The organism is Pseudomonas sp. FSO-7 (assembly GCF_059579345.1).
Window position 1 is genome coordinate 4,984,205 of the sequence record NZ_CM184193.1, and the last position, 26,066, is coordinate 5,010,270.

General features: G+C 58.2%; 24 protein-coding genes. 4 read left to right on the forward strand and 20 right to left on the reverse strand.

The window, feature by feature from the left end:
- Window positions 1-93: 93 nt before the first annotated feature.
- Both cheR and AC515T_RS21755 read right to left on the reverse strand, forming a co-directional pair.
- Complete coding sequence (gene cheR, locus AC515T_RS21750; RefSeq protein ID WP_063324730.1) at window positions 94-921, reverse strand: protein-glutamate O-methyltransferase CheR; 828 nt, start codon at window positions 919-921, stop codon at window positions 94-96.
- A gap of 53 nt (window positions 922-974) precedes the next feature.
- The gene (locus AC515T_RS21755; RefSeq protein WP_058544891.1) at window positions 975-1,901 is read right to left on the reverse strand and encodes a chemotaxis protein CheV; all 927 of its coding nucleotides are present in this window, start codon (window positions 1,899-1,901) and stop codon (window positions 975-977) included.
- Window positions 1,902-1,979: 78 nt separating this feature from the next.
- On the opposite strand from AC515T_RS21755, the gene flgA reads away from it, so the two are divergent.
- The 4 genes from flgA (at window position 1,980) to AC515T_RS21775 (ending at window position 4,588) form a co-directional block, all read left to right on the forward strand.
- Window positions 1,980-2,744 (forward strand): flagellar basal body P-ring formation chaperone FlgA, encoded by a 765-nt coding sequence (gene flgA, locus AC515T_RS21760; RefSeq protein WP_496529974.1) that lies wholly within the window; start codon window positions 1,980-1,982, stop codon window positions 2,742-2,744.
- A 172-nt stretch (window positions 2,745-2,916) separates the two neighbouring features.
- The gene (gene flgM, locus AC515T_RS21765; protein WP_122569261.1) at window positions 2,917-3,234 is read left to right on the forward strand and encodes a flagellar biosynthesis anti-sigma factor FlgM; all 318 of its coding nucleotides are present in this window, start codon (window positions 2,917-2,919) and stop codon (window positions 3,232-3,234) included.
- Window positions 3,235-3,281: 47 nt separating this feature from the next.
- Window positions 3,282-3,749 (forward strand): flagella synthesis protein FlgN, encoded by a 468-nt coding sequence (locus AC515T_RS21770; protein WP_496529975.1) that lies wholly within the window; start codon window positions 3,282-3,284, stop codon window positions 3,747-3,749.
- 92 nt (window positions 3,750-3,841) lie between these two features.
- Window positions 3,842-4,588, forward strand: coding sequence for a flagellar brake protein (locus AC515T_RS21775; RefSeq protein WP_072412234.1), 747 nt, complete (start codon window positions 3,842-3,844; stop codon window positions 4,586-4,588).
- A gap of 63 nt (window positions 4,589-4,651) precedes the next feature.
- Here AC515T_RS21775 and AC515T_RS21780 read toward each other — a convergent pair whose 3' ends face one another.
- The 18 genes from AC515T_RS21780 to AC515T_RS21865 form a co-directional block, all read right to left on the reverse strand.
- Complete coding sequence (locus AC515T_RS21780) at window positions 4,652-6,013, reverse strand: MFS transporter (RefSeq protein ID WP_496529976.1); 1,362 nt, start codon at window positions 6,011-6,013, stop codon at window positions 4,652-4,654.
- Window positions 6,014-6,083: 70 nt separating this feature from the next.
- Window positions 6,084-7,325: a glutamine synthetase family protein gene (locus AC515T_RS21785; RefSeq protein ID WP_496533174.1), complete on the reverse strand. Its 1,242-nt coding sequence runs from the start codon at window positions 7,323-7,325 to the stop codon at window positions 6,084-6,086.
- A gap of 343 nt (window positions 7,326-7,668) precedes the next feature.
- Window positions 7,669-8,361, reverse strand: coding sequence for a sensor histidine kinase (locus tag AC515T_RS21790; RefSeq protein ID WP_496529977.1), 693 nt, complete (start codon window positions 8,359-8,361; stop codon window positions 7,669-7,671).
- A complete protein-coding gene (locus AC515T_RS21795) occupies window positions 8,354-9,961 on the reverse strand; it encodes a response regulator (RefSeq protein WP_496529978.1) in 1,608 nt (535 codons plus the stop codon). Before AC515T_RS21795 ends, AC515T_RS21790 begins: the two co-directional genes overlap by 8 nt.
- Before the next feature lie 397 nt (window positions 9,962-10,358).
- Window positions 10,359-10,667, reverse strand: coding sequence for a PoNe immunity protein domain-containing protein (locus tag AC515T_RS21800; RefSeq protein WP_496529979.1), 309 nt, complete (start codon window positions 10,665-10,667; stop codon window positions 10,359-10,361).
- Window positions 10,668-10,773: 106 nt separating this feature from the next.
- A complete protein-coding gene (locus AC515T_RS21805) occupies window positions 10,774-11,172 on the reverse strand; it encodes a DUF6911 family protein (RefSeq protein ID WP_496529980.1) in 399 nt (132 codons plus the stop codon).
- Window positions 11,172-11,492, reverse strand: a complete 321-nt coding sequence (locus AC515T_RS21810) for a cytidine deaminase-like fold-containing protein (protein ID WP_496529981.1) — start codon at window positions 11,490-11,492, stop codon at window positions 11,172-11,174. The genes AC515T_RS21805 and AC515T_RS21810 overlap by 1 nt, the downstream gene beginning before the upstream one ends.
- A complete protein-coding gene (locus tag AC515T_RS21815; RefSeq protein WP_496529982.1) occupies window positions 11,458-11,628 on the reverse strand; it encodes a hypothetical protein in 171 nt (56 codons plus the stop codon). The genes AC515T_RS21810 and AC515T_RS21815 overlap by 35 nt, the downstream gene beginning before the upstream one ends.
- Before the next feature lie 54 nt (window positions 11,629-11,682).
- Entirely contained in the window at window positions 11,683-12,297 is a 615-nt protein-coding gene (locus tag AC515T_RS21820) for a GAD-like domain-containing protein (protein ID WP_496529983.1), read from the reverse strand.
- A gap of 29 nt (window positions 12,298-12,326) precedes the next feature.
- Window positions 12,327-12,974 (reverse strand): hypothetical protein, encoded by a 648-nt coding sequence (locus AC515T_RS21825; protein WP_496529984.1) that lies wholly within the window; start codon window positions 12,972-12,974, stop codon window positions 12,327-12,329.
- A gap of 57 nt (window positions 12,975-13,031) precedes the next feature.
- On the reverse strand, window positions 13,032-13,388 hold the full coding sequence (locus tag AC515T_RS21830; protein ID WP_496529985.1) for a hypothetical protein: 357 nt from the start codon (window positions 13,386-13,388) through the stop codon (window positions 13,032-13,034).
- A 71-nt stretch (window positions 13,389-13,459) separates the two neighbouring features.
- Window positions 13,460-13,906 carry a hypothetical protein gene (locus tag AC515T_RS21835; RefSeq protein WP_496529986.1) on the reverse strand — a complete coding sequence of 149 codons (447 nt, stop codon included), beginning with the start codon at window positions 13,904-13,906 and terminating at the stop codon, window positions 13,460-13,462.
- 89 nt (window positions 13,907-13,995) lie between these two features.
- Complete coding sequence (locus AC515T_RS21840) at window positions 13,996-14,709, reverse strand: hypothetical protein (RefSeq protein WP_496529987.1); 714 nt, start codon at window positions 14,707-14,709, stop codon at window positions 13,996-13,998.
- A 10-nt stretch (window positions 14,710-14,719) separates the two neighbouring features.
- The gene (locus AC515T_RS21845) at window positions 14,720-15,271 is read right to left on the reverse strand and encodes a DUF6990 domain-containing protein (protein ID WP_496529988.1); all 552 of its coding nucleotides are present in this window, start codon (window positions 15,269-15,271) and stop codon (window positions 14,720-14,722) included.
- Between the two features lie 141 nt (window positions 15,272-15,412).
- Complete coding sequence (gene imm2, locus AC515T_RS21850; RefSeq protein WP_496529989.1) at window positions 15,413-15,757, reverse strand: Imm2 family immunity protein; 345 nt, start codon at window positions 15,755-15,757, stop codon at window positions 15,413-15,415.
- Window positions 15,758-15,846: 89 nt separating this feature from the next.
- Entirely contained in the window at window positions 15,847-16,254 is a 408-nt protein-coding gene (locus tag AC515T_RS21855) for an SMI1/KNR4 family protein (RefSeq protein WP_496529990.1), read from the reverse strand.
- 185 nt (window positions 16,255-16,439) lie between these two features.
- Window positions 16,440-16,847: a hypothetical protein gene (locus AC515T_RS21860; RefSeq protein ID WP_490145051.1), complete on the reverse strand. Its 408-nt coding sequence runs from the start codon at window positions 16,845-16,847 to the stop codon at window positions 16,440-16,442.
- 8 nt (window positions 16,848-16,855) lie between these two features.
- Complete coding sequence (locus AC515T_RS21865) at window positions 16,856-26,023, reverse strand: two-partner secretion domain-containing protein (protein ID WP_496529991.1); 9,168 nt, start codon at window positions 26,021-26,023, stop codon at window positions 16,856-16,858.
- Between the last annotated feature and the right edge of the window lie 43 nt (window positions 26,024-26,066).

Consider the following 26,066-nt stretch of genomic DNA (forward strand, 5'->3'; position numbering starts at 1 on the left):
TCGCTCCCACAGGGATAGTGGCGGGGAGGAAATTAGCGGGCATAAAAAACGGGAGCCATTGAGGACCCCCGCTTTTTTGACAACCCTAGCCCATCACTTCGCCTGGTAGATGATCCCCGGGCTGCACTGGACCATCTGGTAATGATCCGGCAAACCGTTCAACGCCTCGGAGGCGCCAAGGAACAGGTAGCCGCCCGGCTTGAGCGTGCCGTGGATGCGCAGCAGGATGTCTTTCTTCACTTCGGCGGAGAAGTAGATCAGCACGTTGCGGCAGAACACGATGTCGAACTTGCCCAGGCTGGCGTAGCTGTCCAGCAGGTTGAACGAGCGGAACTCCACCCGACTCTTGATCGGCGCCTTGACCACCCACTTGCCCGGCCCTTTCGGATCGAAATAGCGTTGCAGGCGGTCCGGCGACAAGCCACGGCCGATGGCCAGGCTGTCGTACTCACCGGTCTTGCAGTTATTGAGCATGGTCCCGGACAAATCGGTGGCGACGATCTGCACGCCGCCCTTCAACTGGCCGAGGTTGGAGCGCTCGAACTCATCGATGGACATCGACAGCGAATAGGGTTCCTGCCCCGACGAACAGGCCGCCGACCAGATCCGCAGGCGCTGGCCCGGGCTGGCCTTGATGGCCGCCGGCAGCACTTTGTTCTTCAGCACCTCGAACGGATAGGTGTCACGAAACCACAGGGTTTCGTTGGTGGTCATGGCGTCCACTACCATCTCGCGCAAGCCGCTGCGCGGTTGAGTCTGGATACGCTGCACCAGCTCGCCCAATGACTTGAGACCCTGTTGCTCCATCAATTTATTGAGACGGCTCGACACCAGATATTGCTTGTTTTCACCAAGCAAGATGCCACAGGCTTTTTCCAGGAAGACCCGGAACTGTTCGAAATCCAAATTACCCGTAGACAAGATACCGCCTCTTTCATCGTGTTGACTTGCCGGGCGCACAACGCGCCCGACCTTTATTCTGCTGCCTTGATCCGATCGACGACCCGGGACGCCAGGTCATCGGGGCGGAATTTCGCCAGGAAATCGTCGGCGCCGACTTTCTTGACCATCGCCTGGTTGAAAACACCGGACAACGAAGTATGCAAGATGATGTGCAGCTTTTGCATACGTGGGTCGCTGCGGATTTCCGAGGTCAGGGTGTATCCATCCATCTCCGGCATCTCGATGTCGGAGATCATCATCAAGAACTCTTCCTCGGGCTTCTTGCCTTCGTCGACCAGCTTGCGCAGGTAATCCAGCGCCTGTCGCCCGTCGTTCAACGCCACCACCTCGACGCCAACCGTTTGCAGGCACCGGGTCACCTGCTTGCGGGCCACCGAAGAATCATCGACGGTCAGCACCCGCAGCGAAATCGCCTTGTGCTGGGTCTCGGCATCCACCACCCCCACGGAGATCGCTTCCGGCGTGGGCGCCACTTCGGCGAGGATTTTCTCCACGTCGATGATTTCCACCAACTGGTTATCGACCCGGGTCACCGCCGTCAGGTAGTGATCGCGGCCGGTGCCCTTGGGCGGTGGATGGATCTCTTCCCAGTTCATGTTGACGATGCGCTCCACCGAGCGCACCAGGAACCCCTGGGTCTTGGTGTTGTACTCGGTGATGATCACGAACGGATTGCTCTGGTCCAGCAACCGGCCGGAACCGGTCGCCATCGCCAGGTCGAGAATCGGGATGGTCGCACCCCGGATATTGGCCACACCGCACACGACGGGGCTGGACTTGGGCATCAGGGTCAGCTTGGGGCATTGCAGCACCTCGCGGACCTTGAATACGTTGATCCCATACATTTGTTGGCCGTCGAGACGGAACAACAACAGCTCCAGGCGATTCTGACCGACCAGCTGAGTGCGCTGGTTTACCGAATCCATTACTCCCGCCATGCCCTGACTCCTACCTAACGCTAATGTGTCCGACGCGCATTCATCACTAAACGGCACGGGGCTTGCTATTGAACCGGCATGAACGCACAAACGACATTTTCTCGACGCCTGACCACTCACTGCCGCCACTGGCTCGGTGCACTGCTGGCTGCCTGCCTGTTCACTTCGGGCGGTCCTGCCCTTGCGGCGGTTCCGGTTACCTTGCCTGATCTCCTTATCGGCGTCACTCAGGGCTTTCTTGAATTCACCGTAGAAGACTACCTGGCAACCAGTCAAACCGAAGGTCGTTACGAAATCGAAGTCAACCAGCTCGACCCCCGCTTGCGCATGTCCATGTGTGACAAGGAATTGACTGCGTCGCTGGAGAGCCCGGCCCGGCCCCTGGGCCGCGTCACGGTGAAGGTTCGTTGCGACAGCGCCGCGCCCTGGACGGTGTTCGTGCCCGCTCAGGTGCGCCTGTTCCGGGACATTGTCACCACCACGCGTCCACTCAAGCGGGCCGGGATCGTCGAGCCCCAGGACGTGATATTGCGCGAGCGGGACATCAGCCAGATCACCCAGGGTTTCCTGACCTCTGTCGATCAGGCCATCGGGCAGAAACTTGTCCGACCAATGGTCGCCGACCAGGTCGTGACGCTGGTGCATCTGGAACAGGCCGAAGTGGTCCGCAAGGGCGACCAGGTGGTCATCACCGCCCGCAGCGGCTCCCTGGCCGTGCGGATGCCTGGCGAGGCCCTGGCCAACGGCGGCATGCGTGAACAGATACGGGTAAAAAACCTTAATTCCCAGCGCGTCATCAAGGCGCAGGTGATGGCCCCAGGCCAAGTGGAAGTGGCGATGTAGTGATCGGGTAGAGGAGGTAGAAAGCTGGCGCTTGATCCCGGTGTTCCCTAGACTGTGCCTTACGCAAAGGCAAGCGCAGACGTGCGCACGTTCATTGAATAAATGAGCCTAAAGTTTTTTTGGGGATGGCCGAAAACATGGCAAGCGTCCAAATACCCAGAGGTTTTTTACCATGGTCATCGATTTCAATCGTTTAAACAGCTCTTCACCGCTGACAGGCACTACGCGTACCAGCGCCACCAAGGAAACTGTCGAAACCGACAAATCCGCGCCGCTGTCCACGCCAGCCGAAAAGGTCAGCAACGGGGAGTCGGTACACCTCAGCAATGAGGCTCAGCAGTTGCAGAAGGTCACTGACAAGCTGCGCGATCAACCTGTCGTCGACAACGCCCGCGTGGCCGAGTTGAAAGCAGCCATCGCCGATGGCAGCTACAAAGTCGACAGCAACCGCGTAGCCAGCAAACTGCTCAACTTCGAAGCCCAGCGCTAGGCCGCCGCCTGCGCGAGGCTTTTGGACGCTAAGACCCAAGGCCAGCCATGCACGACACTCATTTATTGCAACTGATCATCGACGACTTCGTTCCAGCGCAACAATTGCTGGAGCTATTGCAGGCCGAATCCGTGGCCCTGCACGGTCGTGACATGCCTTTGCTGGAAAATATCCTGGCGCAGAAACAGGCACTGATCATCTTGCTCGACCAGCATGGCCGCAAGCGCAGCGAGATCCTCGCCAGCCTCAACCTGCCCGCCAGTCCTGACGGCCTTGAGCAATTGGCCAACCAGTCGACCCTCGGCGATCAATTGCGGTCCCAGAGCAAAGTGCTCAACGACCTGCTCGCCCAATGCCAGGCGACCAACGCCCGCAACGGCCAGTCGATCCTGATGCAGCAGGCCGCCACCGCCAACCAGTTGCGCATTCTCAACGGTGGCGAGATCCCGACGCTGTATGACGCTAGCGGTTCGACGGCCCGAATGGTCAAGCACCGCCCGCTCAGCCAGGCATGAAACGAACCATGCCTTCGCTCTATCAACGCGCGGCACATGCTGGCAAAATGCTGGCCATTCGTAGTCGTATTTTGCCTGGAGATTGACCCACCGTGTTCAATGCCTCAAACGCGGATGATGCTCCGCAGCCCCCCAAGGTCCTCACCACGCCACTGGAAATCTCCGGCAACCTGCGGATGCTGCAAGATAGCCACGACCCGCTGATCATTACCTTCCATGAACGTACCCAGCGCTTCCAGAGCTATCTGGTCAATGTCGATCGCGAGACCAACTCCATCGCCCTGGATGAAATGATTCCTCGGGACGGCGAGCGTTTCCTGCTGGCCGGCGAACCGTTTCGCGTCGAAGGCTTCCATGACGGCGTGCGCATCGCCTGGGACGGCAAGGGTCCATTGACCATCGATGAGTCCAGCGACGGTCGCTGCTATCGCGGCGCCCTGCCCGACGAAGTGGTCTACCACCAACGCCGCAATGCCTTCCGCGCCGCCCTGAAACTTGCCCAGCTTGTGAGTGTTGAACTGGGCGGCGACAAACTCAAGTCCCCCGTGGAAGGCAAGCTGCTGGACATTTCCGCCACCGGTTGCAAGCTGCGTTTCGACGGTGACATCACCCAACGCCTGCAATTGGGCCAGGTGTACGAGCGCTTCATCGCCGCCTTGCCGTTTGGCAACATGATCGCCCCGGTCGAGCTGCGTTACCTGCATTTCGAAGAAAGATTCAACACCACGTTCGCCGGCGTTCGCTTCCACAACATCAGTGGCCTGGTGCAACGGCAGGTCGAGCGGTTCGTCTACCAGCTCCAGCGTGAAGCCCGGCGCTTCGATAAAGACGACCTCTGATCGTCGAGCCATAAAAAAACGGGCAGTCCCTTGCGGTGACTGCCCGTTTTTTTCATGCCCGTTTCAAGGCCTGGCCTGGGTAAAGCTGGGGGCTTCAGGCTCCTGCGCTTCAGCTGCCGCCGCGGTTTCGGTGGCGGGCTCGGGCTCCACCTCCGGATTGATCGGCGCCTGCATCTGCTCCTGCACCACCTGCTCATCTACCCGTGGATCAAGGCACGCCACCAAAGGCGAACTCGACATGCTGTCCGGCATTGCCACGTGATGCAGCGGCGCGTCATCGACCTGATGCAAGTTGGTCACCGCTTTCGGCCGGATCCGCCACACCAGCACCAAGGCGAAGAAGGCGAAAAAGCCGTAGAGCATCTGGCTGCCGAACATCTTCATCAGCACACCCGCCACCAGCGGCCCGATACTGGCGCCAACGCCATAGGTCACCAGCAGCATCGCGGTCAGGGACACCCTTCGATCGGCTTCGACGTGGTCGTTGGAAAACGCCACCGCCAGCGGATACAGGCAGAACTGCACCAGCGAACAGAAGAACCCGGCGACGAACAGCACCTCCAACGGCACCGTCGGAAGAATCGCCAACGGCAGCGCACAGATCGTCAGGACCAGCGCAAAGCAGCGGATCAGCAGCGCCCGGTCGTAACGGTCAGACAGCCAGCCCAGGGGCCACTGCACCAACAGTCCGGCAAAGATGCAGCTCCCCATGAACAGACCGACCTGCTCGGTCGACAGGCCCTGCTGGGAGGCGTACAGCGGTGCCAAGCCATAGAACGAACCGACGATCAACCCGGAGCCCAGCACCGTACTCAATGACTGCGGCACACGCTTGATGAAGAAACGCGGCTCCATGGGCGCCGGATGCAACGCCGCCGGGTGAATCCGCCGGGTCAGCGTCACCGGTACCAGGCACAGGGCGAAGCACAGCGCCACCAGCATCAGCAGTTCCAAGCCCAGGGCCGGGTGCATGACCAGAATCAACTGGCCCAGCACCAGCCCCAGGTACGAGGCGATCATGTAGCCGCTGAACACCACCCCGCGTTGCTTGGCATCGGCCTGTTCGTTGAGCCAGCTCTCGATGACCATGTACTGGCACATCATGCCGAGGCCGACGATCATCCGCAGCACGATCCACGCCGGCAGCCAGTCCACCAGGCCATGGCCCAGCACTGCCGCCCCGACGATCCCGGCGCAGGCCGAATAGGCGCGGATGTGCCCGACGCGGGCGATCAGCCGGTGGCCGATCTTGCCCCCCAGCACCAGGCCGAAATAGTTGGCGGCCATCAGTGCACCGACCCAGAGGCTGTCCACATGGTCGGCGGCCAGGCGCAAGGCCAGGTAAGTACTCAAGAGGCCCGAGCCGATCAACATCATCAGCGAGGCGAAATAAAGCGCTCGAAAAGGTTTCCAGATTTGGCGCATCGGCGTTCCGAGCGGCTCCTTGCGGTGAGTAAGGGCTATCTGTTGAAGATAGCCCGAATGCGGCGGTTCTTTATGCCTGGGCCGCCAGGACACGTCGCTCCCAGGGGGTGATTTCATCGAAGAAGCTGGTCAGCTCCAGGGTCTTGGAAGCGATGTAGCCTTCGATGAACTCCGTGCCGAACAGTTCCTTCGCCAGATGACTACGCTTCAGACGCTCCAGGGCGGCATGCAAGGTACATGGCAGCGACAGATTGTCCGGCACTTCGAATTCGCCCTGGATCGCCGCGCTCGGCTCCAGGCAATGTTCGATCCCATACAGCCCGGCGGCCAGGCTGGCGGCAATCGCCAGGTAGGGGTTGGCATCGGCCCCGGGCAAGCGGTTCTCGACCCGCCGGGCCATCGGCGAGCTGGCGGGAATCCGCAGCCCGGCCGAACGATTGTCATGGGACCAACAGGCATTGTTCGGTGAGGCGAACGGATGGCACAGCCGCTGGTAGGAGTTCACGTTCGGCGCGAACAACGCGGTGAAGTCCGCCAGGCACGCCTGTTGCCCCCCGATGAAATGCCGGAAAGTGGCCGTCGGTTCGCCCGCTTCGTCGCTGAAGACGTTGCGGCCGCTGCCCGTCTCGACGACGCTCTGGTGGATATGCATCGAACTGCCCGCCGTATGGGCCAGGGGCTTGGCCATGCAGACCACGGTCAGGCCGTGCTTGAGGGCCACTTCCTTGAGCAGGTGCTTGAACAGGAAGGTCTGGTCGGCCAGCAACAGCGGGTCGCCGTGGAGTAGATTGATCTCGAACTGGCTCACGCCCATTTCATGCATGAAGGTGTCGCGAGGCAAGCCCAGCGCCGCCATGCAGGCATAGACTTCGCTGAAGAACGGGCGCAGGCCATTGTTGGAACTGACGCTGAACGCCGAGTGGCCGTCTTCGCGACGGCCATCCAGGCCCATCGGCGGCTGGAACGGCTGGGCCGGGTCCGGATTGGGGGCGAACACGAAGAACTCCAGCTCGGTCGCCACCACCGGCGCCAGGCCAAGGGCGGCATAGCGTGCGACAACGGCCTTGAGCTGGCCGCGCGTCGAGAGCCGGGAGCTGTCACCGGTCAGTTCGTCGGCGTCGCAGATCGCCAAGGCACGGGGCTGTTGGCTCCAGGGCAGACGGTGGATCTGTTTCGGGTCGGCCACCAGCGCCAGGTCGCCGTCGTCGCTGCCGTAGAAACGCGATGGCGGATAACCACCCATGATGCATTGCAGCAGCACGCCCCGCGCCAGCTGCAACCGCCGGCCTTCGAGGAAACCCTCGGCGGTCATCACCTTGCCCCGCGGCACGCCGTTCAAATCCGGCGTGACACATTCAATCTCATCAATGCCCGTCAGTCGCTGCGCGAGTGAACGCTGGCCATCGGTCGTCATGACGCAATCCTTGTTATGTGCGAGCCGCGAACGGCAACCCGTACAAAATAGGCTCCGGCTGTTCGGAATATCAAGCGCCCTAGGACAATAAACCCCAAGCTTTTGGAATACATTGTGGGAGCGAGCTTGCTCGCGATGGCGGTGTATCAGTCAGCACGCGTGTTGGCTGACCCGACGCCATCGCGAGCAAGCTCGCTCCCACAGGGGGACTTATGTTGGTAGGGCTATTGCGCAGGCATGTTCAGGGCAGGTAAAGCCGGAACACCCCACCGCCCAACACCCCGCCATTGGCAATCTCGGTCCGCCCGCTCACACCGCCGCGCTGATGCAGCCCGGCGATTCGCGCGGCGAAGTACAGGCCCAGCCCGGTGCTGCCGCTGCTGTGGTTGATGCCCTGCACATACTCGGCCTGACGCTCGATCATCTGCGGCGGGTAACCGTCGCCGTCGTCATTGATGGTCAGCACCAGTTGCCCGGCCTCATCACTCACGCTGATCAGCAGCGCCTGACGCGCATGGCGAATAGCGTTGTTGATGCAGTTGTCGAGCACCGAGGCCACCAGCTCACGGTCGAAAAAGCCCAAGGGGCTGAGCGGATCGACGTCGTAGGTGGCCATGATCCCGCGGCTGCGGAAGACGTCCTGATGGCCGGCCAGCTGCGCCTCGATGAAATCGTCCAGCTCGTGGTAGGCCGGGTGCAGCGGCAACTGGTTGACGCCGAGCTTGTACAGCCCCAGCAACTGCACCATGAGGCCATTGAGATGGGCGAACTCGAACTCGATGACACCTTGCTCCGAGGTCTGACGCTCGGATTCGGGCAAGCGCTCGAGCCATTGTCCATGCGCCTGCATGAGCAAGGTCAGGGAGTTTTTCATGTCGTGCACGGTCGACGCGATCACCGTGGAAAAATCGAGGGCCTGTTCGCTGTCATTCATCGCCAAATGCCTTGCTTCGCAGTTTTTGATAACGCGCAAAACGCGCATCGGAGTCGGGCATCATGCCCACCAGTTTCAGGCAGGCGCGGCACTCCTGCAGCAGTTCCGACTCCACGCTGGTGTCGGTGCCATGCAGCAGCGATTGCGCCATGTTCAGGGCAATACTGATGTTCTTCGGTTGCATCTTCAGCGCGCGGCGGAACAGCTCCCGTGCCTCCGGCAACGCGCCGGTCTTGTAGACCCGCACGCCTTCGCGGTTCAGCTCGGCGGCGGCATTGCCCTGGTTGAGGATGTTCGGGTCGTCGGTCAGCTTGGCGATGCCTTGCATCACCGTCGGGTCATCACCGTAGATTTCCGCGCAGTTCTTGAGCATCGACTCGCCGGCGCTGGTCTGTCCGAGCATTTGCAACTGCTTGGCCACCAGCAACGCGGCCTCGGCGCTCATGAACTGCTCCATGCCATCGAGGCGCTGCAAGGCTTGTTCGGTGAGCTTCTCGGCGGTTTCGGCATCGTTGAGCAACAGGCTGGTGGCCTTCATCAGCCGCGCCCGCACCTGCAGACCCGGGTCGTTGAGGTTCTCCTTCGCCACGGCGCTGAGCGTGGTGTTGATCTCCAGCCGCGTCCGGGTGTCGAGGCCTTTTTCGCTGCCCTTGCTGATCAGCGCATGGGCCAGGCCGAGGTTGCTTTCCGGGTCCTTGAAGCGCGACTGCGCGCCCTGCCCGACCGCCTGGCGATAGGCCTTGGACGCCGTGTCGTAGTCTTCGTTGGTCATTGCCAGCTTGCCCAGCAACGATTGGCGGCGCACGGCCAGCGGCGACAGGCGCACCGCCTCTTCCAGCACGTGCTGCGCCTGTTTGGTGTCACCTTCGGCCACCAATACTTCAGCCATGCCGTCGTACAACGCCGGCATCATCGGAAAGACTTTCAGGGCCTTTTCATAAACGGCCTTGGCCTGTCCCACCTGGCCGCGCTTGAACATCAACTTGCCCAGCCCCGCGTAGGCCCACGGCAACGGGCGATCCGCGATGATGGAGTTGTACAGTCGCTCCAGGGCCTCGTTCTGATTCAGGTCACGCAACGCATCGGCCCGATAACGCAGGCACAACGGCCCGTAGCGTGGGTCTTGCTTGCACAGGGCGATGCAGGCGTTGAGCACTTCCATCGGCTTGCCACGATCCAGGGCCTGCAGGATCGGCTTGAGCAGGGTCTTGCGCTGCTCGAGCCGCTCCAGCCGCTGGGCCAGGCCGGAGCGGTTGAACGGTTTGGTCAGGTACGCATCCGGCTCATGCTCCAGGGCACTGAGCACCATCGCCTGGCTGGTCTCGGCGGTCACCATGAGGAAGACACTTTCATGGCTGATCAACTTCTCGACCATCAGGTCCTCAAGCACCTGCTGGCCATTCTTGCGCCCGTCGCCCAGGTGATAGTCCTGCAGGATGAAGTCATAGCGCTTCTGCGAGCACATGCGCAGCGCCACTTCACCGGTGTCGGCGGTGTCCACGTCCTTGACGCCCAGCTCACGCAGCATGGAGCGGATCGAACTGCGGAAATCCGAGAAATCATCGACGATCAGAAAACTTTTTTGGTGGTACGCCAGCATCGAGGATGTCCAGGCAAGTAAGAAAATAACCCAATGGCATAACAACGAAACGCCGTGTCACAGCCCCGAGGCGCGCAGATGATAGCCACCAGCCAGCAACGTTCAAGGGATTTCAGCAACCGCTTGGCCTGGCTGTGTCGTGACACACATTGCGAGCCAAAACGCAGAAGACAACCGGGCTCATCGGGTTATCGGCAGGAGATGGCGTTCCGTTAAGGGGAAGGTGGGGAGAAACCGAGTGCAGAGACCTGGCTGCCCCCCCGTGGCGAGGGAGCTTGCTCCCGCTGGGCCGCGCAGCGGACCTGTTTTTTGGCGGCTGCTACGCAACCGAGCGGGAGCAAGCTCCCTCGCCACGAAAGGTGATATGAGGCTTCCTCCACCAATCAGCGCAGATGGCTCAATTGCGACGTCCCAACAATTTCGACCGAAAACCCACCTTATTCTCCACAGCCACCGCAACAGGCGGTTCAACTTCCTGCCTCGCCGAATGTGTACTCGGACCATTGGGCCTCAATAAGTCCCCTGGGTAATGCTCAAGCCCCAAGCACTGTGAGTCGTCCATATCGAAAGCCTTGACCGCCGCCACGGCCTCCACGCACCAACGACCAAAATAAGCGCCGCCTTCGAAGTTTTCATCGCCATAGGTGTACCAATAGGGATGTCTGTAACTGACGGCCTGAGGATCAGAGCCGGACTTGGCACCCAAGAAAAGGGGACAGATTTATTTGGAAACCTAGGAGACTAACAATTAAACAAATCCGCCACCTTTCCAACAAATAAATCCGCCCCCTTTTCCCAATTCCCTCAAACGCTCACCTCAACAAACTTCGACTAACATTACCGGTCAGAAAAAACTCTTCAAACGCATCTTTTACGACGGAAAAATTCAAGCAGACCAGTTCACCACTCCAATTATTACCTAGAACTTCATATTCATTACCTTTAAGCTCTGAATTAAAATAAGAACGCACAACATAATCCTCACCATCATCTTCACCCAAAGACAAAACACACCTACCATTATCCGAAAAAATTTGCAACAACTGTGGACCCACATCCGGGCCGTCGACAACATTCAAGGTAAGAGAACCGCCCGCCTTCTCAACTTCATCTAAATGAAATTGAACATCTTGCCAAGCAGGCAGTTTCTTATTTCCTCCCTTCGCTTGATCACCGACACCAACCACCCACGATAAAGTATAGTTCTTCATTAATTTAGCTCCTTAACAAAACGCATACCGGGTCTCCAATATAACGTTTTACCCGTAGCAATCTCATTAATCTCAAGAGACTTTAAGCCGGCCTTCTCCGCAGCCGCTGCAATATCTCCTCGGCAATAACCACACACAGCTTGCCCCTCAACTTTTAGAGTCATAGCGCCCCCTTGGGTTTTCCCGTCATCGTAGGCTTGCTGTATGACCCCAATTTCCGCATGTGCAGTTGCCATATTTGCGTTAGACAGAAAAGGGGACAGATTTATTTGGAAGCCTAGGAGCCTAACAATTAAATAAATCCGCTCCTTTACCAACAAATAAATCCGTCCCCTTTTCCCTTAATGAGTCGCTGGCAAGATCCTCATCAATAAAGCCAAGCTCTTGAGCCGTCAGGTCCTCCGACTGGGAAAGCCAACGCTGGTGCTGATCAAGTCGAACAACGATTTCATCCATTCAGGTGCGCTCCTTTGACGCCAGTACGGACGCCCTTCCGTTTACCATGCTCACTCAGGAACGCATCTGTCGAAGGTTCGTTACGTGAACCTCCAAATTGCACTTAACCAACTGATCCAGCGAAGCCGTCCCTCCAACAAACAATGCCGGCTCAAAGCCGTAGACCTCACGCTCGTCAAGTGCACCCAATTTTTCTAGCGCTCGATCAAATAAAAACTCACCTCGACTATCCTCCAGATCATAACGCTCCTTATCAGACATAGCGAAAAATGTCTGAATGGCTAGATCCGGATCTTTATTAGGTACTTTCAGTTTATTCATCAACGCGACGATAGACCCCGTCGGACATGAAACAACAATTTTCTGATTGTATTTCTCGCCCCAAGCATACAGCGTTCCAAAAGCACTCCGAGCAATAACGTGGTAATTATCTATCTGCGAAAATTCAGTACCGGCTAACCACATATCGAGCAGGTGTTTGTAATCGTCTGGGTCCACCGTCCAGAAAAGTCCATTGGCATACCCACACCAACCTTCTTTCTGCCAATAGGTGAGCAACGCGTCCGGTAGTACCCCCCGATATTTCGCAATATGGGAGCCAGGCACCTGCCGATGTGATGTTGCTTCACCCATTACACTAATGAAACACTCAAAATCTTCGTCGCGCACCCTGTGCCCCCTTAGCTCAACACCAAGTTTTATTTACTGACCTGACCACCTTGCTCCTGGTTAGCCACTAAAAATCCACTCTCAGTAAGAGCACACCTTCCGCCAGCCCGCCAGAATTTAAAATAGGGTTCTAAATCAATATCAAACTTAAACAAAGGCCGCCCAATATACCAAGCAAGATAATAGTCCGCAGCCACCCCATAGAGCGCCTCAAACAACGCATAAACCTGCTCGCTCTCAGCAATCCTACTTCCCCTGATTGCATCACCGACCTCATCAAACAACCAGTAATGAGGAATATCTTGCTGAAGCACACTCTCCATATATTGGGCATCAACAAAAAATATTTGAGCATTATGGCAAAGCTCGAAAATTTCCAAATTGCCCAGCACACCACATGCCCTTTCTTGCTCCTTTAACCACTCCCCACCCAACCGTATCAGCTGGCTTTTCTCCACCCTACATTTGGGCAAGAGATAAAGAGAGCTTTCCATCTCTCCAGCGGCCAGAACGCGCCCAGCTCTATCGACCAACTCTTCCGAAAAAGGAAAGTAGCTAAATATACGCTTAAGCTCCTCCGCGCTACTGTGTACCTTCAACAAACCTAGAAAATGAGCCTTATCAAAAAATGCCTTGCCTTCACAGTAGGCACACCATTCCGACAATAAAGAGTTCATGCCTAATTTTTTCCATCCTTTGACAGAGACAGCAATAAGTCTGCGCAGCCATAGCTTTCACTCTTCATCCCAAAAGTCCCCTGGCGGTGCATACTCACTATTTTTCAAGATCGCACACCAACCAAAACTCCTATAAAACATCTCAAGATCAATTATTTCATAAACTCCATTCCCAGCGCCTTTCAGGGTAATCAAACCAGAAGCATGATGTGTGTACTGACCGCCCGCCCCAGCGACAGCTCTCAACTCCAACTCTTTCCGATCCCACTCCAACACCACTCCAGACGATTCAGGAATAGTTTCCGCAAAAAAAACCTCAAACTCTTTGGCTATCTTGCATACACAAGGAATCCGCTCCTGTCGGAGCAGCTCATCCGTAATCAAGTTTTGGGGGAAATCAACTTTCAACATCATTACAAAACTCTCCACAAAAAAAAAGACAGCTTTATTTAAACACCGAACAGTTAAATACCCCCTTTCTCCCATCAAGATTCTGGCAAAACCAAGAGCACGGATTTAAAAACATAAACCCTATCATCAACAGCTGATGATGCCTCATATATTGCTTCTGTCGCTGTCATAAGCGAATCCTCTCCGCCAGCTAAGAACAGCGCCGATACAACACGCGCCTGACTAAACAGCCGAAGGACTTTTACATCTAAGCCCTGCCCCTCATTCAGGCTGTCTTGCAAGTCAAAATACTGCTCATCTAACTGCGCAGCCAAAACATCGAGCCCAGAAACCTGCTCGGCCGTGAGCTTATTACCAAGACATAGTTGCTTAAGAGATTCGACGACAATAGGCACGTCTACTGGACAAGCCTGAAAAGCAAGCTCACAGGCTACCTTTACCGCACTTCGACGCTGTTTTTCATTGGCTACTTTCAGTTTTTTTACAAGGCTTTTCTCAACTTCTTCTAAGCGCATGATCATTACTTAACCTTGGACAGTGGCTAATGACGTTAGCACATTGCCCCCAGCCGCCCCAAATAATCTCTCTACCTCTCGTCAAGACATATCCGCTAGACCAGCCCCAAGATCGGCTTGATCTGTTCATTCATTTCCACAAAAGTTTCATAGGACATGCCTGGGTCATCATTGAGAACCAAATAAACCCCATCCATCAGCCGAACCGCCATAAGACACTTGCCTTGCAGTCGTGCAATGACTTCATCAGGGCCATAGCCAAGAGTACGCTGACAAAAGGCTGCATCCCAGAACTGGGCAGGAAATAGCGTATAAATATTGTTGCGCCCATCAACATCTATAGTTTTATCCTCACGCAACCGATTGTAAGCCAAGTTATCATCATTCAACCCTCCTTGATAATACAGATCATACAAATCATAGGTCACATGAGCCTTATACCCCTTAAACGCCTCAATCACTTTTGGCAAATGCTCATTCACAACAAACTTATAATCAATAGTCTTGTTTGATATTTTAAATACAAAACGCAAGTGCTCGTCATTGGAGGCCCTACCCTCATATATGTATCGATCACCACGATACGCATAGTCCCCCACAAACCGAAGCCCTCTGATGGGAAGCTTAACAGTATAGGTAGCAATCAACCCGTCGCCGCAACTCGGGGCGGCCGGAAGCTCAAGACCTGCGACCCCTAAAGGAGCACCAATCCGAGACATCCTATCCATGATTTCAGCATGCCGCTGATTTATAGATAAAATTCTATCAGGACACGCATAAAACCACAGTTCTATATCTGCTGCACTCATGGGGCTCTGATTATTTGCTTTCTTTAGCTATCATGAGGGCTCGATCAATCATATCGGAAGTAATGTAAGGCACAAATCCGAGCCTGTCGCCTTTCTCAAAATTCCTTTTATATTCGTCTAAACGCCCAGCATCCCCTGCTATTGCTAGAGCCGCCAAATGTCGGATAGGCATCGCACCTTTAGCTTCAGTTGGCAGTTTCCTATAAACCGCCAGCCCTTCGTCAATACTCTGAGAGCGAGCCCAAGAGACAGCGTTCTCAGACAGCCTAATAACATCATCACTAGAAAAACTAGACAGTTTCTCCGGAGCTTCATTTCCAACTATAACCGGAGTATTACCACCGCCATCACCCAATATGATGGAAACAGCCTCCGAAAACTCTTTGGATGAGATTGAGGAAATAAGCGAAACCCGAAAATGGTCCGAGCGCTTACCCACAGATGGGATAATCTGAAGTTGGACTCCTCCGACATCAGTGACACAAAAATAATCACCAACTTCATCCTTGCTACAGATCCAGCCCTGCTCACTCAAGACTGAAACAATATCTTTTTCTTCCATTACTTCGCCCCAGGAAACCCCACAATCTCAAAGGAAAGCCGTTATTTAACACTTCCTGGGAGAAAAGGGGCAGACAAACTTAAGAGCCGAGAAATTAAGTAAACCACTCCCTTTTTTGCGGTTCTTTCTATCAATAAAAACCTAACACTCTAAGATCACACCTACAAGCTCTGCTGCTTCATCAGGAGGCAGCGCCTCCAGAACAGGAGGAAGATCAATCTTCTTTAGCAATTCAGAAATAGCATCCTGATGATATTTTCGGGCTTTTTCCGAGGATCGACCAGCCGAAAGAACAAGAGACAGGACCTCCAGCATTAATTTTTCAACAGGCAAATCAAAGGAGTTTTCAAGCTCACTATAGGCATAGCCTACTTCACTTTCACCTTCAAGCCATGGGTTTTGGTGGCTGAGCTTGGCTCTGCAATAGCTATAATAACCATCCAGAAACCAAGCCCGAATCTCACCATAGGTCAATCTCTCATTCATTATGGGTATCTTCCGCGACGGGCGTAGCATCCTGATCATCCAGAATATTAACGGTAATATTAGGATACTTCGCCTGTATTACTCCCCTTCTATCCACGCTTGTTTGATCCAACAAGCGAGGCTTGGCCAGACTTCATTAGAGGCACCATCATGCGCCCAGTAACTACAAAGCCATCCTCACGAAGACAATAGTAGTTTCCGTTATCTTCGCAAATAGGGAGCCACGACTTTGGAACGCCCTGCGCTCGCGCCTCCTTGACAGCATTCAAAAGCTCTCTTGGACTATCCCTATTCGCCGTCAGTCGCAGCGCGTCCTTGCCATTGAAAATACTATCACTTGCCTCTTTTACAAAAAATTTATAGTCGTCCGAAAACGGTATACCCAACTCCGTCTCATAGACGCTAAGCAGAGCATCGTCTGGAAGCTGTTGGGCAACTGGAAGGCGCATACGAACACTTTTTAATTCGGCGACAACGTCAGCAATTTCAATATTCATAACTCACCCCAAAGAAAAGAGGACATATTTATTTGGAAACCTAGGAGCCTAACAATTAAATAAACCTTCCCCTTTTCCAACAAATAAATCCGTCCCTTTCCCACCGTTTCCACTACAGCAAAGAAGAAAGGCTAACACCGATAAAACAACACCGACTCAAGGCCGGTATCGAGGATAAGTAATGATCAAGAAAACTCTATTTTGCAATCTGACAGAGGGATTGAGCGGCCATCGGAAATAACCAATTGATCACCTTTGATTTGGGCGAGTAATAGACCAAGGCCCATTGCCCCTGCCTCAATATCTTTTCTCCAACCATCAAGATCACCATGATAGGAAATCGCATGAAAAATAGGTCCCGAGGGCGGTGTGACTTTGCACCCGCGATCATTTACCCCTCCGCGAACAGCATTCGGAGGCTCAGAAAAGCAAGTAATGTTATTAAATTGTTTTCGTAATTTATTTTTCCCATCGTCCGAAAAATAAACAACTTGCTGCCCATCCACAACCGTAACACCAGGTACATTTCGAGCGTTCGACTGCTCAATTTTTCCACCCAGAATTTTTTCTAACGCTTCCCGATCACTACTCATCTCACACCTCACTTTGCTGCCGGGGTAATTACAAATTTAAAGTTTGTGACGCCCGCACCGGCAAACACCTTCGAATAATAACTAGCTAGTTCTCGGCTGTTCGTATGATAAATAACACCGCCATCGAAAGCAGAGGAGTATTTCTTCGCCTGATCTACCATTTTCGTCTGTTCAGCTACTGACCACGGCTTCGAGCCAGCCAGGCTTTCTGGGTTCCGAATAGAACTAGCCCAGTCATCGACAAATTTTGCTTCAATAGCTGTGGGTTTCCCGCCGATCACTGCCACTTCATCAGCGACTCCGTTGACACGTTTCCCATCGACAATTGCCGTGTATTTACGTTCAGCAAATGCAGTATCCCCATACATCCCACGCACACCACTTTCGTAACTCTGTGCCTTATCGATGGCCCGGCTACCACTCACAGCAACCGGATTGGTTGTTTCCAGCGCGGTACCTGCCCCTTTTGCACCAACATTGTACTCCCCCGCATTCTCGACAACCTTCCCATTAACAGTCGTCGTGCCAGGGCCATACCCCCCCTCAAGTTTTTTGCTATACGCCCCCTCCACGCTGCTCCACTGCATCGGCTTACCAGCCGCAGCTTCAGCTTTGGCAATGTTGGCCATATCGGCCATTTTTTCAAGCTCTTTGGCCCCCACCTTGATCCCGGTTTTCGCCAGCGCCACGCCGCCCTTGGCCGCCGTGCCCACGCCCGTGGCGATGGTGCCGACTTGCCAGACCAGTTCGCCAATATCCTCGCCCAGTTGCACGGCACGTTCGTCGCCGCCGTGTTCCAGGGCGTCTTCGATACGTGCGATTTTGGCTTTGGCGTCATCGACCATGGCGTTGCCTAATCTCTGGCGCGCCTCGGGATCCTCGATCAAGGCTTTGATACCTTTGATCCCTTCAACCGGATTAAGGAGGAATTGCGCTAGCCCTTCGACGTCGCTCCAACCCGCCTGCGCCAAGCCCTTGCCGATGCCGAATCGGGTCAGTACTTCTTGTTTTTGGTAAATGTACGCCCACTTGGCAACCACCTTAGTTTTGCCCACCAGGTCAGCCTCGCTGTACTCCTTCTCGGCCTGGACCAACTGCTGGGTCGCCAGCCAGTTGTTGTCCACCGCAGCGCCGGCGGCGCTGTTGGCGGTGGCCGGGTCCAGCGAGGAGCTGGTGGCGGCCAGCCCGGTGACGATGCTGACGATCAGGTTACGCTTGGCTTCGCGCTGGGATTCGCTTTCATCGGGGCTGGCTTCGGAGAACAGGCCGGTGAGCAGGCTCGACGCCGCCGCGCCTGCCGCGCCGCTGCCACAGCTCTGGCTGCTAGCGGCGGCGCCCGCGCAGGCGACGATGCCGTGCAGGGCGGCGTGCAACGGCGAGCCTTCGGTGAGCTTGCCGTCCGCCACCAGGTCGCCGATGTAGCCGGCACCCTGCTGTTGCAGGTAATTGACCACCAGCCCCTGGACGAACGCACTGTTGCCGCCACTGATATTGCCGCTGGCCGCGCCCACCAGGGCGGTGGTGATCTGCCGGTAGGTGCCGCCCGCGCCCCACTTGTCGGCAATGCCGCTGGCTTCGGCATTGAGTCGTTGCGCGTTGCCGAGCAGCGCCAAGCGTTCGCTGTCGGTGAGTTGGGCGTTGGGGTCCAGGGCCGCTTTCTGGGCCGCCTCGGCCTGTTTGCGCTTGAGGTCGACTTCCTTGGCCTTGTTGGCGAGCAAGGTGCTGGCTTCGTTGGAGAACGCCCCGACGATCTCGAAACCGGCACGGATTTCGTCTTCGTCGAAGATCGGCTTGAGGGTGTTGCTGGTGTCGCGGTCGCTGGACACGTCGCGGTTGAGGCTGGCGACGGTTTGCTCGCCATTCTTGCCGGTGCGCTTCTGCTGCTCGGCGTCGTTGCTGATGACGATGGTGCCGCCACTGATCCCGCTGCGGGTGACACTGCTGGCATCATCGCTGGCGCTGATGGCGATCGGCATGGTGGCGCTGAGGTCGTTGTCATTCTTCGGCAGGTCGGTGCCAGGGGTCTGCGTGCCGCCGCTGGTGGCGTTGCCCTGCTGATCCTTGCCGACTTCGCGATAGCCGCCACCGACGCTGACGGTGCTGGCGTCGTACTCGGCCTTGTTCTTGATGTCGCGGCTGGTGAGGCTGGCGGTGACCAGGCGATTCTTGCCGTCCTGCACGGCCTTGTCGCTGCTGGCGATGACAGCGCCAACCAGGTCGGTGTTACCCCCCACGCGAATGTCGAACCCATCGTCGCCGGCCTTGATGCCCGATTGCTCGATCACGCTGGCGTAATTGGAGTCGATATCCGTGGCACCGAAGCTGCCGCTGGCACCACTGATAGTACTCATGCCGAAACAGAACGGCGGAATGCACAGGCTGATGCCAACGCCCAGGCTCTTCTCATCGACCACGTAAGTGTTGGTGTCTTGCAGGCTTTCGATGTTCAGGTCGCCGCCGACATCGGCCAAGACCTGTTTGCCGCTGGCCACCGCACCTCTGAGGTTGGTGTCACCGCCCGAGGACAGCAGCAACTGGTTGCCCGCCTGGACATGGGTGTTGGTGTGGGTGAGCCCATCGCCATCCGCCTGGCCGCGACTGCCGGATGCCCCCAGGTCCAGGGTGAAGCCGTTACGAGCACCGAGGGAGAAGCCGATGCCGATGCTCGCGCTGCTGCCTTTGCTGTCGGTCTCCTGCTTGTCGATGTTGCGGGCGGCGAGCAGGTTGATGTCACCGTCCGCCAGCAGGCTGGCGTTGCGTCCGGCCTTGATATCGCTGCCTTGTACGGTGATGTCGCTGGCGGCTCCAGCGCCCGTGGCACGCAGGCGGACGTCGTTGCCGGCGGTCATGGTCGAACCGGCCGCGCTGTCGCTGGTGTAGGTGGTGGTGCTTTCGTTCTTCTTGGTGCCCAGCGACAGGCTGATGTTGATCCCGCCCGCCGCACCCGGGTCCATCGCCACCGCGGTGGCGGCGTTGTTGGCAGCCATGACGGCGGTAGCGGCGGCCAGGGCCTTCATGCGCCCGTCGTCGGTTTTCTCCGACGCCCGTTTCATTTGCTGGGACGTCTGAATCGCGCTGATCACCGGATTGGTCACGGTGAGGGTGAACCCGGTCTGCTTGAACAGGGTTTCACGCTCGCGCTCGCGGGTGTTGCGCGCCTCGACGACGTCGATGGTCTGCGCCGTGACGTCGATGTTGCCTTGTGGCGCCGACACCTGGCTGCCCACCTGGCGATAGCCCTTGCCGGCTTCGATCAGCACATCGCCAGCGGTCGAACCGACGGTGCTGGCCACGGCCGTGTGCTCGGTGGTGAGGTCCTTGACGCTTTGTTGCTGGCTGCCCAGGGTGACGGCGATGCCACCGCCGCTGAACAGGCCGCTTTTCTTCACGGACTTGTCGTGGCGTTCGCTGCTGCTGTCAGTGTCCGCTTCGATGTTGACGTTGTTGTCCGCCACCAGGACAGTCTGGGTCGTGGACACCACGTTGCTGCCCTTGAGGTTGATGTCACGACCGGCCTGCACATAGGTCTGCTCGCCGCTCAGGGTGGAGCCTTCGGCCGAGGTCTGGCTGATCGTGTCACGGGTGGTGGTGGTCTTGCTGGAGAACATCCCGTTGCTGCCTTTGACCTTGTGCGCTTCATCGGCGAACTGGTAGTTCTGGCCGGCGGTCAGGTTGACGTCGCGCTTGGCCTCGGCAAACACCGCGCCTTGCTCACTGGTGACATGGGCGGCGCGGGCGTTGAGGTCCTGGCCCGCGCTCAAGCGCACGTCGCCCTGCCCTTGAACCAGGGAGCCGACTTCGGTCTGGCTGGCGTCCTTGCGCCAGTTGCTGCTGTTCCAGGTCAGCGCTTGCTCGTGGGCTTCGCCGACGGTGGCCAGGTTGATGTTGTTACCCGCCTCCAGCAACGTGCTGCCGCCCTTGCCGGCGTTGACCACCTGGGCCCCGGTGAGGTTGAGATCGTTGCCGGCGCTCACGCCCATCGTGCCCTGGGCACCGCTGACGAACAGCCCGGCCACCCGTGACAGGTTGGTGCGGGTGCCTTGGGCGCTGCTGCTGTCCCGACTGCTGGAGATGACGTTGATGTCCTGCCCGGCCTTGACCGACAAGCTGTCCACGGCACCGATCAGGCCGCCGAGGTTATTGAGGTTCTCCCGCGCGGCGAGCGATACCTTGTCGGCCTGGATGCGTCCGCCGAGGTTCTCGATGTTCTGCGCGGTGATCGCCATGACACTGCGCCCGGCCAGGCTGCCACTGTTGACCAGGTCGCCAGCGATGTTCAGGTTCAACCGCTGCCCGGCGATCAGGGCGCCGGAGCCGTTGAGGTCGCCCTCCTGGACCCGTACGTACACTTGCGGCACCAGCACGTTGCGGGTGTCGCCGTTGGCCAGGGTGACCTGCTTCTGCACCAGCCAGACGATGTCGCTGGTCAACTGGGCCATTTGCGCGGAGGTCAGGGCCACGCCGGGCACCAATTGCCATTGGCTGGCGACGGTCACGGCGTTGTCGATCAGGGCACGGTACTGCGCTTCGTCATTGGCGTAGCCATCGAGGAAACGCCGGCCGGTGAGTTGCGCGATCTGTTCGCGGATCAATTTCTGTTCGTAGAAGCCGTCGCCCAAACGTTGTTGCGTCAGTGCCGGATCGACTTGCAGGCGCTGCAGCATGTAGTCCGACGACAGCCAGGTGCGATAGCTGGCAAAGCGCGGATCGGTTTCGATCAGGTAGCCGCTGGTGGTCTGGGGATTGGTGCTGAACAGGCTGTTGTTCGGCAATGCCAGGGATGGCCCGCCGCTGCGGATCTGCTCGGCCACGCCTTTGTTGTTGAGGGTGGTCTGGGCCGCGACCTGAACGATGGGCGCCACTTGATAGGTCCTGTCGACCGGGGCATTGACCGTGCCGGTGGCGGCTATCTGCTCGCTGACGCCCTGGGTGGCGCGGGCACCGATCTGGGTGCCGGTACCGTTGCCCGCGGCGTTCTGGGCGAACACGGTCGGTTGCAGGGTGATGTCCTGGATCAAGGGGGCCGGCCTGTAGGCCGTGACGGCTGTTCCTTGACGGTCCCGGCCCTTGCGCTGGATGCGATAGAAATTCGTAGCGGTGCCACTGTCGGTGGTGGTGCGCTGGCCGGTCAGTTCGGTGTTGGTCAGGCTGGTAATGTTGGCCTGCAACAACCCACCGGCAATGATGCGGCTCTTGTCGTTGAGCACATCCCCTGCGTTGATCTGCATCGTCCCGCCAGACAGTATCTGTGCCGGAGCCGAGGTGGCGATCTGGGTTTCCTGGACCACGCGGGTGTAGTCGTAGCGGTTCCAGTTGTCTTTGCGACCCTCAGGCGTGTAGAGGTAAAGGACCTCATCGTTACGCAGGGAAATCTGGTCGCCCTGGTAGCGGTTCGGCGAACCGCTGAGCTGGAATTCCTGCAAGGCCGTGCGGCTGACTTCCACCTGTCGGGTGCTGAAGTGTTCGTTGGTGTTGCGCACGCTTTGCACATCGAGCGACAGGTTGCCGAGGGCCTCGATGGTCGCGCTGGCGTTGGTCAACAGTTGGGCCCGGTCCTGGGCCTTGTCGGCGGTGCTCAGCGCACCGCCGATGGCAAGGTCGCCGGCACTGAAGATCATCGCCTGTTCGCGGTTGTCCAGGGTGCCGGTGCCGATGTCCAGCGACTCACGGGCGGCGATGGTCGCGGCGACTTTGTTCTCATCGCGGTTGCTCAGTGCCGAAGTGGCGATCGCCAATCGATCACCGTACAGACGTCCAGTGCCCAGGTTATTCAGCGACAGCGCTTGCACACGTACTTGCTGGCCGTCGATCAGGCCACGGTTGGTCAAGCTGTCGTTGATGGTCAGGCGAACCTGGCCGGCGCTGATCTCGCCGTTGACGGCGTTGTCCAGGGTCTGCGAGCGCACCAGCAGGAGATTGCCTGCCAGCAGTTTTCCGCTGTTGTTGAAAGCTCCCTCGGTGCTCAGGTCAACCTTGTTATTGGCCTGGATCTGGCCACTCAGGTCCAGGCCACTTTGCAGGCTGAACGTCAGGTCGCCCAGGCTCAGCGCGCGGCCGGTGCCCGCGTAATAGGCGGCGTTGAGGGACAACAGGCTGCCGGCGAGCAAGGTCCCGTCGAGGTTGTGCACCGACTGGCGACGCTGCATCGGATCGCGATCGGTGATGGTCAGGCCGGCCCCCGAGGAAATCAGGCCGCCCTGGTTATCCAGCGCCTGGCTGACGCCGATGGAAAGCCCTTGATCGGCGCGCACGGCACCGGCCTGGTTGCCGAAGGTGTTGAGCGCCAGGCTCATGGCGCGGCCTTCGAGGCCCTGGTTGGCACCTTGGGTGGCGCTGTTGTCGAGCACGTCGGCAGTCACGCTCAGTGTGCCCGCGCTACGCACCAGTCCGCCCTGATTGTTGAGTGTCTCACCCAACACCAACTGGACATCGCCGAGGCCCTGCAACTGACCGCCGCGGTTATCCACCCGCGCGCCTTCGACCTGTACGCTCTTCTGGCCGATGATCTGGCCGCCGCTGCCGTTGGTAAGGTCGGTGGCCTTGAGCACCAGCGTGCCCTTGGCACCGAGGAAACCGGCGCTGTTGTTGAAATGGGCGCTGTGGATTTCCACCGCGTCCTGGCCGCTGATGCCTTGGGTGGTGCCGGACTGAAGGTTGTTCAGCGCCTGGCTGCCGGTGTCGATGAACAGCTTGCCCTTGGCCTGGATCAGACCCGCCGCGTTGCGCAACTCACCGCTGCGCAGGTCGAGGGTCGCGCCGGCATTCAGCGTGCCCTGGCTGTTGTCCATCAGTAGGCCGTGGCTGTTCAGGTCCAAGGCCTGGCCACTGATCACCCCGCCCTGGTTGTTCAGACCCTGGGCCGACAGCTCGATATCGCCCAGCGCTTCAACGCGTCCGCCGCTGTTGTTCAATTCATCGGCCGAAACGCTGACCAGCAACCCGGACTTCACCGAACCCAGCACGCCGTTGGTGTTGTTCAACTGCCCGGCGATGATCTCCATGCGCTGGGTGGCGGCGAGCGTGCCGCCGATATTGTTCAAGCGATCGAACGTCGCGTGCAGCTCACCGCCGGCACTCACCGTGCCTTGGGTGTTATCCAGCGCCTCGCCGCTGACCTTAGTCGTACCGCTGGCGGCCAGCGTCCCACCGCCGTTATTGACCTCTTGGTCGGCCGTGACAGTCAACGCACCGTTATCGGTGGCGAGGACTTTGCCGCCCTGGTTGTTCAACGTGCCGACCTTCAAGTTCACCGTACCGGGACTGCTGACTTGCCCGGCCTGATTGTCGAAGCGTTCACGGGCGGTGATCTGCAAGGGTTGTGCGCCGGTCTGCAGAATGCGTCCACGCTGGTTGGACAGGGTCGTGGTGTCGAGCGTGATCTGTTGGCCTTGGGTCAGGCCATCATCGACCACCACCTCGTTGGCCTTGACGCTCAATGTGCCATTACTCGCCAGGGTGCCTTTGCTGCCGGCCAACTGGCTGGCCTGGATGTCCAGGGTGCCTTTGCCGGCGTGCTCGGCCTTGCCCTTACTGTTGTCGAGGCGATTGGCGCCAAGTTTCAGGTTGGTGCCGTTGGAGGCAATCCTCCCACCGCTGTTGTCGAGCGTGGCGACGGCGGTGATCGATGTGTCGGCGGTGCCGGTCTGCACCAGCTCGCCGCCGGCATTGGAAACATCCCGCGCGCTCAACTGCAGGTTGCCTGCGGTGACCTTGGCTGCATCGGTGCGCAGGGTCTTGGCCGCTTTGGCATTCAGCACCTGGGTCGCATCGACTTGACTGCCACTGAGATTGGCATCGCCAGTGCTGGCCGTCAGGGTAACGTTGCGGCCCAGGGTCCGGCTGCTGCTCAAGTCCAGGTCAGCGGCCTCGACGCTGACATCGCCGCCGGCAAGGTTCTGGCCTTGCGCCTTGACCGTGGCGGCCCGTAGCGCGAGGTTGCCGCTGCTGCTCAGCTTGCCGTCCGCCGCGACGCCCGCCGCCAGGCTCGAGGCGGTGGTGCTGCGAAGGGTCTTGGCGGTCAGTGTCGTGTGGTTCTGGCTGGCAACGGTGCCGCTGTTGTCGATGTCGCCGGTGCTGTCGAGCTTCAGGTCGCCCTTGGCGTATAACGTGCCACTGTTGTCAACGCTGGTGGCAGTGATCCGCGTCGCTGTTGCGCTGCTGATCGCGCCCTGGTTTTGCAACTTACCGTCGGCGCTGACGACCACCTCACCCGCCATGGCGCCGATCTGCCCGGCGTTGCGCACACCCACGCCGGACTCCGTGCCCACCAGCATGATCTTCCCGGCATACATGCCGCCGAGCTTGGCAACGTCGATGGCAACGGTGGGCTTTTCTCCCTCGGCGCCTGGCAGTGGCGTGGCCTGGGTGTTGTCGGCATTGACCTGATTACGTCCAGCGGTGACCTTCAAGTCGTTGGCCCATACCCCGGCGTTGACCTGCACCGAGCGGGCAATCAGGTCCGTGTAATCGGTCTCGCGGGCATCCAGGCCTTTGCCTTCGATGTTGATCGCTCCGCCCTGCACGGTGTAGCCCGTGATGCGACCGTTCTCCAACTGCGCCCGGCCCGTGCTGAGGGTGGCCCGGTCGGCGTTGATGAAGCCGCAACCGTTGCAGGTGATACCGGACGGGTTGGCGATTACCACTTCGGCGCGCTGGCCGGCGACTTCGACGTAACCGCGCAATTGGCTGGGATTACTGGAATTGACTTCGTTGAGGATGACCCGCGCGCTGCCATTGCTCAACATCGGGTTGCCTTCGATCCAACCGCCCAGTTTCGTCTGGCTGTTGCCCGTGCCGTTGTTGAGGATCACCCCCCGGCTATCGACGTCGAACTGGTTGTAGGTGTTGCGCGAGACACCGCCGGCGCTGGGGGCCTGGATATTGACCTGCGGCGTGCCGTTGGCGCTTTGTATCACCATGGGTCGTTGGCCGGCCGGAGCGCCTGGGTCGGCGACGATGGTGCCGGCCCAGGTCGGCGCCACGCTCAAGGACACCAGGCCAATCGCTGTCATCAAGGCAAAGCGCAACGCCCCGAGGGTCGCCGTGCAAGCCGTTGCGCCCGTCGTCGGACCGGGGCGGGTCCCCGGCGCCTTGACCTGGCTGGTGACGTTCTCGGCCACGACCATCAGCAGTCCGCGGGCCTTGTTGAAAACGATTCGGTATAGATGCTTGTTCATAGCAATTCCATTTGCGGAGCCAGCCCGCACGACCAGTGGTTGG

Coding starts and splice junctions, on each gene's coding strand:
- AC515T_RS21755 (WP_058544891.1), bottom strand. CDS start 1,901: ATGGCGGGAGTAATGGATTCGGTAAACCAGCGCACTCAGCTGGTCGGT.
- flgA (WP_496529974.1), top strand. CDS start 1,980: ATGAACGCACAAACGACATTTTCTCGACGCCTGACCACTCACTGCCGC.
- flgM (WP_122569261.1), top strand. CDS start 2,917: ATGGTCATCGATTTCAATCGTTTAAACAGCTCTTCACCGCTGACAGGC.
- AC515T_RS21770 (WP_496529975.1), top strand. CDS start 3,282: ATGCACGACACTCATTTATTGCAACTGATCATCGACGACTTCGTTCCA.
- AC515T_RS21780 (WP_496529976.1), bottom strand. CDS start 6,013: ATGCGCCAAATCTGGAAACCTTTTCGAGCGCTTTATTTCGCCTCGCTG.
- AC515T_RS21785 (WP_496533174.1), bottom strand. CDS start 7,325: ATGACCGCCGAGGGTTTCCTCGAAGGCCGGCGGTTGCAGCTGGCGCGG.
- AC515T_RS21790 (WP_496529977.1), bottom strand. CDS start 8,361: ATGAATGACAGCGAACAGGCCCTCGATTTTTCCACGGTGATCGCGTCG.
- AC515T_RS21795 (WP_496529978.1), bottom strand. CDS start 9,961: ATGCTGGCGTACCACCAAAAAAGTTTTCTGATCGTCGATGATTTCTCG.
- AC515T_RS21805 (WP_496529980.1), bottom strand. CDS start 11,172: ATGAAGAACTATACTTTATCGTGGGTGGTTGGTGTCGGTGATCAAGCG.
- AC515T_RS21815 (WP_496529982.1), bottom strand. CDS start 11,628: ATGGATGAAATCGTTGTTCGACTTGATCAGCACCAGCGTTGGCTTTCC.
- AC515T_RS21825 (WP_496529984.1), bottom strand. CDS start 12,974: ATGAACTCTTTATTGTCGGAATGGTGTGCCTACTGTGAAGGCAAGGCA.
- AC515T_RS21830 (WP_496529985.1), bottom strand. CDS start 13,388: ATGATGTTGAAAGTTGATTTCCCCCAAAACTTGATTACGGATGAGCTG.
- AC515T_RS21835 (WP_496529986.1), bottom strand. CDS start 13,906: ATGATCATGCGCTTAGAAGAAGTTGAGAAAAGCCTTGTAAAAAAACTG.
- AC515T_RS21840 (WP_496529987.1), bottom strand. CDS start 14,709: ATGAGTGCAGCAGATATAGAACTGTGGTTTTATGCGTGTCCTGATAGA.
- AC515T_RS21845 (WP_496529988.1), bottom strand. CDS start 15,271: ATGGAAGAAAAAGATATTGTTTCAGTCTTGAGTGAGCAGGGCTGGATC.
- imm2 (WP_496529989.1), bottom strand. CDS start 15,757: ATGAATGAGAGATTGACCTATGGTGAGATTCGGGCTTGGTTTCTGGAT.
- AC515T_RS21855 (WP_496529990.1), bottom strand. CDS start 16,254: ATGAATATTGAAATTGCTGACGTTGTCGCCGAATTAAAAAGTGTTCGT.
- AC515T_RS21860 (WP_490145051.1), bottom strand. CDS start 16,847: ATGAGTAGTGATCGGGAAGCGTTAGAAAAAATTCTGGGTGGAAAAATT.
- AC515T_RS21865 (WP_496529991.1), bottom strand. CDS start 26,023: ATGAACAAGCATCTATACCGAATCGTTTTCAACAAGGCCCGCGGACTG.